This window comes from Actinomycetota bacterium (assembly GCA_040905475.1).
GTDB lineage: Bacteria > Actinomycetota > AC-67 > AC-67 > AC-67 > DATFGK01.
The window spans coordinates 73,036-85,793 of record JBBDRM010000139.1 but is presented as its reverse complement, the minus strand read 5'-3'; the positions used below and the strand labels follow the sequence as shown (position 1 = coordinate 85,793).

The following is a 12,758-nucleotide window of genomic DNA, read 5'->3' as shown; positions in this document are numbered from 1 at the left end:
CGCTCCATCACCGACGAGATCATGTACGAGCTGATGCTCCTCACCGGGCAGGAGTACGTCGACGAGTACGCCGCCAAGGTGAAGGATCAGATCAAGAAGGCGGCCGCGGAGAACCCGGCCGAGCCCAAGCCCTTACAGAAGGCCGGCTGATGCCTCAGCGCGCCCAGTCGCGCGCTCGTTCCACTGCTCGCATCCACCCCTCGTAAAGACGATCGCGCTCTGACGCGCCCATCCGCGGAGAGAACTGAGCGTCGAGTTGCCAGGTCTTCGCGATCTCCTCCGTCGAGGACCACACGCCCTCCGCGAGCCCTGCGAGGAACGCCGCGCCGAGTCCGGTGGTCTCCGCGTAGGCCGGTCGTCGCACGACCACCCTGAGCTGGTCGGCCTGGAAGCGGCAGAGCAGATCCATCACCGCCGCGCCGCCGTCGACGCGCAGCTCCTTCAGGGTCACGCCGGCTTCCCGTGCCATCGTCTCGACGACGTCGCGGGTCTGATACGCCATCGCCTCCACCGCCGCGCGCGCGAGGTGCGCACGACCGGTACCGCGCGTGATGCCGACGATCGTGCCGCGGGCGTACGGATCCCAGTACGGAGAGCCGAGCCCGGTGAGCGCCGGCACGAAATACACGCCGCCGGTATCGGGCACGCTCCCCGCCAGCGGCCCCGCCTCCGACGAGGCTTTGATGATCCCGAGCCCGTCGCGCAGCCACTGGATCGCGGCGCCGGTCACGAAGATGGATCCCTCGAGCGCGTACACGACCTTTCCGCCGTGCCCGCACGCGAGCGTCACAAGGAGCCCGTCGGGCGGCGGCGGAGCTTGCTCGCCGGTGTTCATCAACACGAACGATCCTGTGCCGTAGGTGTTCTTCGTCATGCCGGGCTCGAAGCACGCCTGGCCGAACAGCGCCGCCTGTTGGTCGCCGGCGATCCCGCTGACCGGGATGCTCGCGCCGAAGAACGAATCGGGGTCGGTTTCCCCGAGCCGTCCACTTGATGGCCGCACCTCAGGAAGGAGCGAACCCGGCACCGCGAAGAGCCCGAGAAGCTCGTTCGACCAGCGGCGCTCGTAGATGTCGTACACGAGGGTTCGGCTCGCGTTCGAGTAGTCCGTCGCGTGGACGGCCCCCGCGGTGAGCTTGGCGAGAACCCAGGTGTCGATCGTTCCGAACGCAAGCTCCCCGGCTTCTGCGCGCTTCCGCAAGCCGGTGACGTTGGCGAGCAGCCACTCGATCTTCGTGGCGCTGAAGTACGCGTCGAGCACCAACCCCGTTCGGGCGCGGATCTTGGGTTCCTCGGCTCGCAGCTCGTCGCACCGTGCCGCGGTGCGGCGGTCTTGCCAGACGATCGCGTGATGGACCGGTGTAAGGGTGGCGCGGTCCCAGACGACCGTGGTCTCGCGCTGGTTGGTGATCCCGATCGCGGCGAGGTCTCGCGCCTCGATCGCCGCGTCGCCGAGCGCTTCGGCGACCGCGCCGAGCGTCGCGTCCCAGATCTGGAGCGCGTCGTGCTCGACCCAGCCGGGCTTCGGGAAGTGCTGCGGGAACTCGCGATACCCCTTCGCGACGACCCGCGCGTCTTCGGCAACGATGAGCGCCGTAACGCCCGTCGTCCCCGCATCGATCGCCAGCACCCTCGACATGGCGCCAAAGCCTGCCCGAGCCGGCGGTGCGGCGCAAGACGCTTGCGTTGATCGACTCAATCGTGTTTCAGTTAGCAGGTGGACGTGCAGACGCCGATCATCCTTCCCCAAACACAGGGCCCTAGGCCACACAAGCGCGCACGTCTCCTATCGATCGTCGCCGTAGTCATCGTGCTCGCGATTCTGGGATCAGGTGTCGTTCTGGTCGCGAATGAGCCTCTTCGGGAAGGAAGCATTGGTGGCCTTTCGGGCCCGTCGTTCGAAGCCCAGAAAGGGGTGGAGGAGCACGCGAGGGTTGTGACATACGAGTCCGGCCAGGAGATGATCATCGATTTCAGCCTCCGGAACGTAGGGCCGCTCGCCGTCACGGTCACCGGAATCTCGAATCCAGCTGGTAGCGCCGCAACCCTGTTCGAGATCGTTGAGATTCGAGCCGGCCGGTATGGTCTCGAACCCGAGCCATTCGCGCCCTTCAAGCTCGGGCGAAATGAAGAGCGATTGATCCGGCTCCGCGGGATCTTGAAGGGCTGCGGGGGGTTCACTCCAAGATCGTCGATCGCTTGGAATACCTATCCCGTTCGTTATCGGGTACTCGGCATCTCGAGGACGATGGATGTCCAGACGCGATCGCCGGTGATCATCGAGATCCCGGCGGACTTCAATTGCCCCGAGCCCCCCACGTACCCAACGCCATAGCTCGCGGAACTTCTCGCCCCCCAAGCGCGTCGGTTAGGCTCATGCGTCTGTGAGCTCACCAACGATCACCGGCGCCGAGGCTGCGATTGCGCAGCTCGAGGGGCTCGGCGTCGAGGTCGTCTTCGGCATCCCCGGCGTCCACAACCTCGCACTCTTCGATGCCCTCCGGCGCTCGACGATCCGGACGATCGTGGTTCGCCACGAGCAGACCGCGGGCTACGCGGCCGACGGGTACGCGCGCGCGACCGGCAAGCTCGGGGTGTGCATCACGACGACCGGGCCGGGCGCGGCGAACGCGGCGGCGGCGATGGGGGAGGCGCGCGCATCGCGCTCACCCGTCCTGCACATCTCGACCCAGGTTCCTTCTAAGCAACTTGCCGGGAAGAGCGGGCGCTTCTCGCTCCACGAGAGCCCGGACCAGGTTCAGCTCATGGCGGCGGTCTGCGTGTGGTCGGGGAGGGTCTCGCGCCCGGAAGCGATCGCGAGCATGATCGTCCACGCCTCGAACATGGCGTTCGCAGGACGGCGCGGTCCGGCCTTCGTGGAGATTCCCTTCGACTTCCTCGACGGGCGTGTCGGCAAGGTCGGCCGCGCGCTCCCCGCGGCGCCCCGGCCCCCTGCGCCTTCCACGGACGAGATAGCCCGTGCGGCCAAAGCGCTGACGCGCGCGGAGCAGCCGGTGATCTGGGCGGGTGGGGGAGTCATCGCGTCGGGCGCCGAGGCGGAATTGCTTGCCGTCGCCGAAGCGCTCGATGCGCCGGTCGTAACAACGTTCGCGGGCAAGGGCGCGATCCCGGCCGGGCATCGGCTTGCGCTGGCGCTGCCGCCGCATGAGCCGGCGGTGACCCGCCTGATCGAAGCCTCCGACGCGCTGCTCGCGATCGGGACCGACTTCGACGCGATGAACACGCAAGGGTGGCGTCTCGCTCTGCCGCGCCCGCGAGTCGTGATCAACGTCGAGAACGAGGATCTGAGACGGAACTACGCGGCCGATGTGGGCATCGAGTCCGACGCGCGGACGGCCCTGGCCGCGCTCCTCCCCGAGCTGAAGCCGCGCAAGACCGGAGCCGGCGCGAAACGCGTCTCGCGCGTCCGCGCGAGCGTCCTTCGGGCGCTCCGTCGCGGAACCCAGTCCCGGCAGCCGTTCGCCTTCGTCGAGCGTCTCCGCGACGCGGTTCCCGAGGACGCCGTGATCGTGGCCGACATGGCGATCGCCGGATACTGGACCGCCGGATACCTTCCGGCCACCCGGCCGCGCACGTTCGCGTATCCCCTCGGCTGGGGCACGCTCGGCTTCGCGTTCCCGGCGTCGGTCGGGGTCGCGGCCTCAGGAAGGCGCGCCGTCGTCGTGTGCGGCGACGGCGGCTTCGCGTTCGCGCCCGGCGAGCTCGCCACCGTCCTCCAGGAGAACCTCGACGTCACGATCGTGCTCGTGAACGACGGCGGGTACGGGATGCTGCGCTTCGACGAGGAAGAGCGGTTCGACGACACGTTCGCGGTCGACCTTGCGACGCCGGACTTCGCCGCTCTGGCTCGCTCGTTCGGGGTGAAATCCCGCAAGACGACCGCCGAGGCGCTCGACCGTGATCTGCTCTGGGCTCTGCGCCGGCGCGGTCCGGCGTTGCTACAGCTGGAAGCCTCGTGGGCTCCTCCGATCACGACCTCGCCGCGGTGGCCGCTCAAGGGGAAGCCGGAGGCGCGTCCGTGAGGCGGGTCGCGCTCGCCGCGCTGGTGCTCGCCGGTCTGCTCGTTCAGGCGCATCCCGCGGCTGCGTGCACGTGCGGGGTCCGCTCCTTGCCCGAGCAGATCGAAGCGGCGTCGGTTGTGTTCACGGGAACCGTGAGCGGCATCAAGCCCGCCTCTGAGGGGGAGCTCTCCGTGGCGTTCGACGTGTCGGCGCGCTACAAGGGCGACGTCGGTCGCCGCGTCACGGTGGCGACGGCCCTCGACGGCGCCGAGTGCGGCGTGCCCTTCGCGGCCGAGGCGACCTACGTTGTCTTCGGCGCCGGGGAAGCGAACGCTCTCTCTACCGGGATCTGCAACGGCACCACCGACGACGTGGCGGTGCTAGCCGGACTCTCGCCGCTCGAGACGTTCGCGGCTCCGAACGGCGATCTGCCCGGGGACGAGCCTGGATCCAGATCGTTACCGATCGGAACCGCGGCCGGCCTCGTCACGCTCGTGCTGGCCGGGTCGATCTGGGCGTGGATGATGCGCGTTCGCCCTCCCCGGCCGCTCGCGTAACGCTAACGAGGGAGCAAACCGGCGATCCGGAGCACCACGCCCGTGGTGTCGGCCACCCACAGCGCGCCGTCGGGCCCGAACGTCAGGTCGAGGGGAAGGATGCCGGTCATGAAGTCCTCGACCGCGGTCACCGAACCGTCGGGGCCGAACCGCACGCGGACGATCTTGTGCCCGAGCGGCAGTGTGCCGAACAGGTTCCCGAACTCGGCGACGAATAGGTCGTTGTCGTATGCCGCCGGGAAGTTCGTGTTCGGGTTGAACGCGAGCCCGTTCGCGCTGACGTGCGTTCCGAATAACGCCGACGGCTTCGCCTGCGCAGCCGGACCAACCAGGCCGGTGAACGCATGCGCGGGCAGCGGATCGCATGAACCCTGCGATGCGTCCTGGGTGAAGCCGGCCAAGCCCCCATTCGCCCGGTCGTAGAGACACCAGGGGAAGCCGAAATGGTCGACGATCCCGTCGGCCGCGTCGAAGATGCTCAGCGTGTCCTCGCCCGTCGGGCGCGCCGCCGCCGGGTACTCGAGGCCGTCCGGCCCGTTCATCGGGACCGCGGCTTTCATCGTTCCCGGGGTAGCCGCCGGATGTCCGGGCGGGACGAACGCGATGTCGTAGATGTTGCGCCACCCGGTCGCGACGACCATCTCCGGCGAGGGGATTAGATCTGTGGCCGTCGGGTCTATCCGGAGCACGCTCCCCGAGTAGGGCTGAATCTCAGGCGGGCCGCCCTCCTCGCCGAACCCCGAGTCCGTCGCGTTCCCGTTGGCGATGTAGAGCATGCCGTCGGCCCCGAGCGCGAGCCCGTTGGTGTTGTGCCGTCCGTTCGGCAAACCTGAGATCACGGTTTCCACAAGATCCGCCTCGCCGGTGCCGTCCGCGTCGGTCGCGCGCAGGACGATCCCGTTCGCGCGTGGGATTCCGGGGACCGAGTCGGCGATGAACACCGCGTCTTCGGTCGCCAGGACGCCGAGCGGCTGGTTCAGGCCTTGGACGAATACCGACGGAGGGCCGGCGATGAGCCCGGCAACGACCGGATAGCGGAAGACCCGGCCGAGCAACGACGTGATGTAGAGCGTGCCGCCGTCCGGCGAGAATGCGAGCGACGTCGCGGTCAACGATACCGCGCCGGGGGTTACGACGAACCCCACAGGGACGCTCGGCGGAAGGGTCTCGGCCGGCCCCGGATCGGCCGCCGCCGAGCCCAGGAAGAGCACGAAGGCCAGCCCGCAGAGCCCGATCCGAACCCGTCGCATGCTCGCTCCTCCTCCGGCTCCAACGCCCGTTTCGGCCCGAGACGGGCGTTTCCTCCCGAGCCGGATACGGGAGGCGGAGCGCCGTGGTTCAGTTGGAGCGAACGAGCAGCGTGGCGGACACGCCTTTGACGCCGGTGAGGCCGATGGCCAGCGCGCTCGCGTACGAAAGGTCGAGGATCCGGCCGTCGACGTAGGGACCTCGGTCGTTCAGGAACGACACCACGCACCGCTCGCCCATGCGGATCAAAAGGAACAGGCCGAACGGCAGGGTCCGGTGCGCGAGCGTGTACCGCTCGGGATAGAAGATCGCGCCCGAGGCGGTCGGCTTCCCGCGGAACGCGTTGCCGTACCAAGAGCTATCGCCGGCGATCGTATCGCCGGTGGAGCGGAGGCCCTTCGGTACGGAGCAGTCGTCACGCGGACCGAGGAACGGCGCGGCTTCCTGGAACATCTGCTCGCCCTTGCGATACCGGATCGTCCTCGTTGCGCCGGAGACCCGATCGACGGTGCCCTTGTAGTGGGCACGAACCTCGTACAGTGCGGCGAGCGCGGCCGCGTTCGAACGGACCGCCGCTTCCGCACGAGCGAGCCGCGTCTCGATCCGCGCGCGCAGCGCCCCCAGCTTCTCTTCGGTTCGTACCAGGTCGCGCTGAGCCTCCTCGGCGCCGCGAAGAACCTCCTCGAGCGCGTCCCGGCGCGCGGCGAGCTCGCGAACGTCCAAGCGCTGCGCGGCGAGCGCCGTGGTCGCCAACGGGAGCCTCGCGGCGAGTTCGTGCAGATCCTTCGCGCCGAGAACCAGCTCGATCGCGTGACCCGTCCCGGCCATGTACGCGGAGCGGACGCGATCGGAGAAGGACAGCCGTGCTTCATGCTCAGCGGCGCGCGCGTCCATCTCGCGGAGCCGGAGGTCCATCCACCGTCGAGCGGCCTCGTCCGCGGCGAGTGCCACGTCCTCGAAGTCGGCCAGGAGCGCCCGCAGCTCGGCGCGGATCGCTTCGGCTTCGGCGCGTGAGTCCAGCGCTCGATCCCCGGGGCCGCCGGCGAAGGCAGGGCATGCCAGGGCGAGCGTCAGCGCGAGCGCGCCTGCCGCCGCACGCCGTCCGGCGCGGATCCCCATCTGGTCCTCCTCGTCAGCCTCCCCGACCCGCTTGAGTTTGACGGCTCCGGGGTGCCATCTGCCAGCGGGAATCGTTAGAGTCGTCCTGGTCCGATGGCTCGAAGGAGGTCCCAATGCGCGTCGGAATGCTCACGGGTGGGGGCGATTGTCCCGGGCTGAACGCGGTGATCCGAGCCGTGGTGCGGAAGGGGGAGCGGGTCTACGGCGACACGTTCATCGGTTTCCGCGACGGATGGAAGGGCGTCCTCGAGGGCGACACGGTTCCGCTCGACGTGGAGCGTTGCCGTGGGATCCTGCCGCGCGGTGGGACCATCATCGGGACCTCGCGCACCAACCCCTACAAGATCGAAAGCGGCTCCGAGAAGTGCAAGGAGACGATCCGCCGGCTCGACGTCGAGGCTCTGATCGCGATCGGCGGTGAGGACACCCTCGGGGTCGCGAACAAGCTTCACCAGGAGGGCGTGCCGATCGTCGGCGTGCCGAAGACGATCGACAACGACCTGAGCGGAACCGAGGTCACGTTCGGGTTCGACACCGCGGTGCAGGTCGCCGTCGACGCCATCGACCGTCTGCACACGACCGCCGAGTCACACGACCGCGTGCTCGTCTGCGAAGTGATGGGCCGTCACGCCGGCTGGATCGCGGCGTACGCGGGGATCGCCGGCGGCGCCGCCGAGATCCTCGTCCCCGAGCGCGAGATCGACATAGACAAGGTCGTCGAATCGCTGATCGCGCGCCATCAGAAAGGCCGGTACGCATCGATCGTTGTCGTCGCGGAGGGAGCCCAGCCGAAGGAAGGCTCGTTCGTCATCCAGTCCGGCGAGGTCGACGCGTTCGGGCACGTGAAGCTCGGAGGCATCGGAGACGTGCTGGCGAAGGAGATCGAGCGACGCACGGGCTTCGACACGCGCGTGACCGTGCTCGGGCATGTGCAGCGCGGCGGCACCCCGACGGCGTTCGACCGATTGCTCGCGACGCGCTTCGGGATCCACGCGATCGACGCGGTCCACGATGGCGCCTTCGGCACGATGGTCGCGCTCCAAGCGGCGAAGATCGTCCGCCTCCCGCTCGCCGACGCGGTGGCCGAGCTGAAGACCGTCGACCCCGAACTCCTCGAGATCGCGGACGTCTTCTCCTATTAGGCGTTCTAGCCGCGCGTTGCCAGGAGCTTGTTCATCCGGCGGAGCTGACGGACCTCGGCGACCTTGAAGATCGCCCATGCCCCGGCTGCGTACGCGGCAGGCCGCTGCCAGCGCCCATCGTTGAGCGCCTGCGCAACGTCTTTCGCCCAGCGCTCCGGCACGATCTGGACGACCGCGTCCACCGTGCGTGACTCGGCCTTGCGCTTCTTGTTCTTCCGGCCGCGCGCCCGCCGCACGGCCCACCAGAAGACGGTTCCGGTCCCGCCGACCATGAGCGTGCCGGCGACCTTCTTCGCCACGTGCACGGGTGGAAGCCGCTCCTCGAGCTCGCGGACCTCTCCGTCGAGCCTGTCGCGGACCTGCTCGATCTCCCTTACCGTTTGAGCTGCGCTTTCGCCCATTCGATGTCCTCCTTCACGGTCTCGACGGTCATCTCGGGCTTCAGGGGTGGCCGTTTCGCGCGAGGTAGTCCGATCGCCGCTGCCAGGGCGGCGATGACCAGGAATCCGCCCCCGACGATAAGCCGCGCCTGCGACGGGCTCACGACGCTTTCGAGCGCGTACGCCGCGGCGCTGCCGAGGAAGATCACCGCTACTAACCCGGCGACGCCCGCCGCCAGCATCGCGGCGGCCGCCTTCAGTCGCGCGATGATCGCCTCGACGAACTCCTGGCGAGCAAGCTCGACCTCCTTCTTCACGAGCGTCGCGGTGTCGTTCGCGATCGACCGAACGAGCTGTGGTGTCGAGCGGCGTCCGTTCGGTTCCACGCCGTCCTTGCCTTTGTTCATCGTCGGATCACCTCCAATTCTCTCTACCCAGATCGCGTTGAGCTCTGCGCCGTACAAGAAGATCCGTGCCGCCAGGGACAGGATCACGAGCACGCCGATGGTGGACGCGAACGTTCCGTACACCGCCGAGGAGTTCGCCACGGTCCGCGCCGCGTACCAGCCCCCGATTAGCTTGAGCCCGGTCCATCCCGCCGCCGCGAGCGCGGCCCCGCGCCACGGCGCCAAGATCGATCGATGCGCCGGGCCCAGCAACCGGTAGGTCGCGATGAAGAGGGCGAAGTCCAAACCGAGGGCGATGACGACACCCGCGATCCGCAGGGCCGTCGCACCGAACCCGGACGCGTCGACGGCCGACACTGCGATCGTCACCGCGATGCCGGCGAGACCTATCAGGCCGAGCGTCAACACCGCGGCGATCGCTCGGATCTTCACGCGGACCGTGCTCGTCCGCGGCTCGATGCGCCAGACCTTCGCCAGCGTGAACGAGGTCGCTTCGGCCACTCCGACGCCGGTCCAGAGCAGACCCGCGAGGCCGACGATCCCGGCAACCGACCGGTTCGCCGTCACGGAGTCGAGATTCTCGGCGACGAGCGTCCCGATGCCCGGCAAGGAATCCGACACCGATCGCACGGCCCGCGCGTAGAGGTCGGGATCGCCGGCCAGGACGAAGCCGAGCACGGAGGCGCCGAGCAGCAGCAGTGGAAAGAGCGAGAGGAACGCGCGGTAGGTGAGGGCGGCCGCCATGAAGCCGGCGGAGTCGGCGCCGAACCTCCGGTGCGTCGCGAGGGCGATGTCCCAAACCTTCCGCATCGTGGGCTACTTCCCCGCGACGGACGAGCTTGAACCGTTCGCCCTGCTAGATGCCCTCGCTACGAGGAGTGGGCGTCGCGACGGGTTCCTCACCAGGCAGGGCAGAGACCTCGCCGCCACCGGCCTGCTCCTGCTGAGCGAGCACGACGCCGGCGATCACCATCGCCGCCGCGAAGATCAGGCTCACCCCGAGCCGCTCGTCGAGGAGGAGCCACGACGCGATCAGCGCCACGACCGGGACCGCGTACAGGAACACGGAAACCCTCGTCGCCTCCATCTTCCCGAGTGCCCAGACGAAGATGAAGTATCCGGCGACGCTCGATCCGACCCCGAGGAGCAGCATCCAGAGCCACCCGCTCCCCGACAGCGCGCCGAACTCTTCGAACGTCTCGCCGCGCAGCAGGGGAAGCAGGAAGAGCGAACCGATGAGCATCGAAGCCGCCGTCACCTGGATCGCCGAGGCTCGGTCGGCGAGCGGCTTCCCCACGATGACGTAGATCGCCCACATCAGCGGCGCGATCACGGACACGAGCACCCCGATCACGCTCGTCTGTACGCCGTCGGCCGGATCGGCGAGCGCGAGGACCGCCACGCCGGCGAATGCAAGGGCGATCCCGATCCAGCGGCGAGCGGTCGCACGCTCGCCGAGCAGGGCCGCCGAGCCGAGCGCCACCATCACCGGCGCGGTGGCGACGATCAGCGAGGCGACCGAGGCGCTCGTTCGATGCTCGCCCCAGTTCAGCGCGAGGTGGTAGCCCGGCACGCCGGTCACGCCGAGCACGACCAGTCGCCACACGTCCTCGCGGCGCAAGCGCGGCCGTGCCGGCGGCCATGCCGCCATCACGACGAGCAAGCACACGTCGGCGATGGCGAAGCGAAGGATCGTGAGCGCGGCGGGGGAGAGCTCGGCCAGCACTTCCTTGATCCCGACGAACGCGATCCCCCAGAGAAGCGACAGAACGCCGAGCATCGCGTACACGTGGGAGCGGCGCGTCATCGCGCGGAGTGTATCGGAGCGCCTGGTAGGCTTCCGCCGATATGCCGGAGGACTGGGTCGAGCTACGTTCCGACACGTTCACGAAGCCCTCGCCGGAGATGCGGCGCGCGATGGCCGAGGCCGACGTCGGCGACGACGTTTTCGGTGAGGATCCGACGGTGAACGCGCTCCAGGAGCGCGCCGCGGGCATGTTCGGCAAGGAGGCGGCACTCTTCGTCCCCACCGGAACGATGGGCAACGAGACGGCGATCAAGGTCCTGACGAGCCCCGGCGACGACGTCGTCATCGAAGCGCAGGCGCACATCGTGAACCTCGAGCTGGGCGCTCCCGCGACGATCAGCCATGTCGTGCTCAAGACCATCCCCGGCGTTCGAGGCGTCATGGACCCCGAGGACGTCGCGGCCGCGATCCGACCGCCGAGCCCGCTGTTCAGCCACACGACGCTGGTCTCTATGGAGAACACCCACAACTACGGTGGCGGCACCGTATGGGCGATCGATGACTTCCGCGCCGTCGCGAAGGTCGCTCACGAGCGCGACTGCCGCGTGTTCCTCGACGGAGCGCGCATCTTCAATGCCAGCGTCGCGTCCGGCATCCCCGTGGCCGAGTACGCGTCCGAGGTGGACGCGCTTTCGTTCTGCTTCTCGAAGGGCCTCGGCGCGCCGATCGGCTCGATGCTCGTGGGCTCCGCCGAGTTCGTGGCCGAAGCGCGGAAGGTGCGACGCATGCTCGGCGGTGGGATGCGTCAGGTCGGGGTGATCGCCGCGGCGGCGGCGTTCGCGCTGGAGAACAACGTGGATCGCCTCGCCGACGACCATGCAAACGCGCGCCGTCTCGCCGAGGGCTTCGCCGAGGCGCTGCCCGGCTGCATCGATCCGACGACCGTCGAGACCAACATCGTGATCGCCGGGGCGGGCGACCTCGACGCGGTCGCGCTCACCGGCAAGCTGTGGGACCAGGGCGTGCGGATGTATCCGACCGGGCCGCACCGGATCCGCGCCGTCACACATCTCGACGTCGATCGCAACGGCATCGAGCGGGCGATCGAAGCGTTCCGCTCCGCCGTTTCGAACTAGCCCTCGAGCGCCGCGCGGATCCTCGTCGCGTACTCCGTCATCTCAGCGTCGCCGGCGTACTTCGTGCGCGGCCAGAAGAAGCCCCGCAGTCCGTCCTTGCGACGGCGTGGTACGACGTGGACGTGCAGGTGGGGGACCGACTGGGAAACGCGATTGTTGATCGCGACGAAGGTTCCGTCGGTCTGCAGTCCGGCCTCGACGGCGCGCGCGATTGCCTTGGCTCGATAGAAGAGCGGTTGGATCAGTTCATCGGGAAGGTCGGCGAGCGTTTCGATGTGCTCGCGCGGCGCAAGCAAGGCGTGACCCTTGAACACCGGCCGGTGGTCGAGAAAGGCGACGGCGACCTCGTCGTCGAGCACGAGATGGGCTGCGACGCTCCCCGAGATGATCGCGCAGAACGTGCAGGAGGCGGCCACTGCCGCCCAAGACTACCCGCCGGCGAGACCCGTCAGGCGTCGCCTCGCGCGGTAGCGCTCATCGGCGCGGCGCCGGAAGGGGAATCTTCGGCGGGCATCTCTTCTTCGGACGGAGATCGGGGGATCCTGATCGTGAACGTCGTGCCGGCCTCGGGCTCGCTCGTAGCGTCGATCGTGGCTCCATGCGCCTCGGCAACGGTTTTCGCGATCGCCAGGCCCAGGCCGGAGCCGGGTCGCTCGCGAGACCGGTCGGACCGCCAGAAGCGGTCGAACGCCTGCGTAAGCTCCTCGGGCGTCATGCCGACGCCGTCGTCGGCGATGGTGACGACGGCGTTGTCGCCCTCGTCCACGAGCGAGATGGAGATGGTGCCCCGTTCGGCCGTGTATTTCACCGCGTTGTCGGCAAGGTTCTCGAGGAGGCGGCGAAGGAGACTCTCGGATCCGCGGACCTTCGCATCCGGCGAGCCGATCGTGACCGACACGATCCGCTCACCGGCCGACGCGAGCGTCTCGTCGGCGACCGTCCGAAGCAGGGGAGCGAGCGGGATCTCGTCGTCGGGGAGCGGTATCCCGGCGTCGACCCG

At 68.7% G+C, this 12,758-nt stretch carries 14 protein-coding genes; 6 read left to right on the top strand and 8 right to left on the bottom strand.

Annotation, left to right across the window (positions count from 1 at the left end):
- On the top strand, nt 1–150 hold a 150-nt coding region (locus WEB06_17540; GenBank protein ID MEX2557419.1), incomplete at its 5' end, for a 1-acyl-sn-glycerol-3-phosphate acyltransferase.
- 4 nt (nt 151–154) lie between these two features.
- On the opposite strand, the gene glpK is transcribed toward WEB06_17540, so the two are convergent.
- Nucleotides 155–1,639: a glycerol kinase GlpK gene (glpK, locus tag WEB06_17535; protein ID MEX2557418.1), complete on the bottom strand. Its 1,485-nt coding sequence runs from the start codon at nt 1,637–1,639 to the stop codon at nt 155–157.
- Between the two features lie 78 nt (nt 1,640–1,717).
- Here glpK and WEB06_17530 point away from each other — a divergent pair, with 78 nt between their 5' ends.
- The 3 genes from WEB06_17530 to WEB06_17520 are packed head-to-tail and all read left to right on the top strand — an operon-like array spanning nt 1,718 to nt 4,579.
- Entirely contained in the window at nt 1,718–2,335 is a 618-nt protein-coding gene (locus tag WEB06_17530) for a hypothetical protein (GenBank protein ID MEX2557417.1), read from the top strand.
- Nucleotides 2,336–2,384: 49 nt separating this feature from the next.
- On the top strand, nt 2,385–4,043 hold the full coding sequence (locus tag WEB06_17525) for a thiamine pyrophosphate-binding protein (GenBank protein MEX2557416.1): 1,659 nt from the start codon (nt 2,385–2,387) through the stop codon (nt 4,041–4,043).
- Nucleotides 4,040–4,579, top strand: coding sequence for a hypothetical protein (locus WEB06_17520; GenBank protein MEX2557415.1), 540 nt, complete (start codon nt 4,040–4,042; stop codon nt 4,577–4,579). The genes WEB06_17525 and WEB06_17520 overlap by 4 nt, the downstream gene beginning before the upstream one ends.
- A 2-nt stretch (nt 4,580–4,581) precedes the next feature.
- On the opposite strand, the gene WEB06_17515 is transcribed toward WEB06_17520, so the two are convergent.
- Complete coding sequence (locus WEB06_17515) at nt 4,582–5,829, bottom strand: hypothetical protein (GenBank protein MEX2557414.1); 1,248 nt, start codon at nt 5,827–5,829, stop codon at nt 4,582–4,584.
- 88 nt (nt 5,830–5,917) lie between these two features.
- A complete protein-coding gene (locus WEB06_17510; GenBank protein ID MEX2557413.1) occupies nt 5,918–6,946 on the bottom strand; it encodes an RlpA-like double-psi beta-barrel domain-containing protein in 1,029 nt (342 codons plus the stop codon).
- A 113-nt stretch (nt 6,947–7,059) separates the two neighbouring features.
- Between WEB06_17510 and WEB06_17505 the strand changes: the two genes are divergently transcribed.
- Nucleotides 7,060–8,088, top strand: coding sequence for an ATP-dependent 6-phosphofructokinase (locus tag WEB06_17505; protein MEX2557412.1), 1,029 nt, complete (start codon nt 7,060–7,062; stop codon nt 8,086–8,088).
- A 5-nt stretch (nt 8,089–8,093) separates the two neighbouring features.
- On the opposite strand, the gene WEB06_17500 is transcribed toward WEB06_17505, so the two are convergent.
- From WEB06_17500 to WEB06_17490, 3 genes are read right to left on the bottom strand one after another with little or no spacing between them, the layout of a single operon-like run.
- Nucleotides 8,094–8,489 carry a hypothetical protein gene (locus tag WEB06_17500; protein MEX2557411.1) on the bottom strand — a complete coding sequence of 132 codons (396 nt, stop codon included), beginning with the start codon at nt 8,487–8,489 and terminating at the stop codon, nt 8,094–8,096.
- Complete coding sequence (locus tag WEB06_17495) at nt 8,462–9,685, bottom strand: YhjD/YihY/BrkB family envelope integrity protein (GenBank protein MEX2557410.1); 1,224 nt, start codon at nt 9,683–9,685, stop codon at nt 8,462–8,464. Before WEB06_17495 ends, WEB06_17500 begins: the two co-directional genes overlap by 28 nt.
- A 46-nt stretch (nt 9,686–9,731) precedes the next feature.
- Nucleotides 9,732–10,682, bottom strand: a complete 951-nt coding sequence (locus tag WEB06_17490) for a DMT family transporter (protein MEX2557409.1) — start codon at nt 10,680–10,682, stop codon at nt 9,732–9,734.
- A 41-nt stretch (nt 10,683–10,723) separates the two neighbouring features.
- Between WEB06_17490 and WEB06_17485 the strand changes: the two genes are divergently transcribed.
- Nucleotides 10,724–11,758 carry a GntG family PLP-dependent aldolase gene (locus WEB06_17485; protein MEX2557408.1) on the top strand — a complete coding sequence of 345 codons (1,035 nt, stop codon included), beginning with the start codon at nt 10,724–10,726 and terminating at the stop codon, nt 11,756–11,758.
- Here WEB06_17485 and WEB06_17480 read toward each other — a convergent pair.
- A complete protein-coding gene (locus tag WEB06_17480) occupies nt 11,755–12,174 on the bottom strand; it encodes an HIT family protein (GenBank protein ID MEX2557407.1) in 420 nt (139 codons plus the stop codon). The two genes, WEB06_17485 and WEB06_17480, sit on opposite strands and share 4 nt — an antisense overlap.
- A gap of 32 nt (nt 12,175–12,206) precedes the next feature.
- The coding region (locus tag WEB06_17475; GenBank protein MEX2557406.1) for an ATP-binding protein at nt 12,207–12,758 on the bottom strand (552 nt) is incomplete at its 5' end.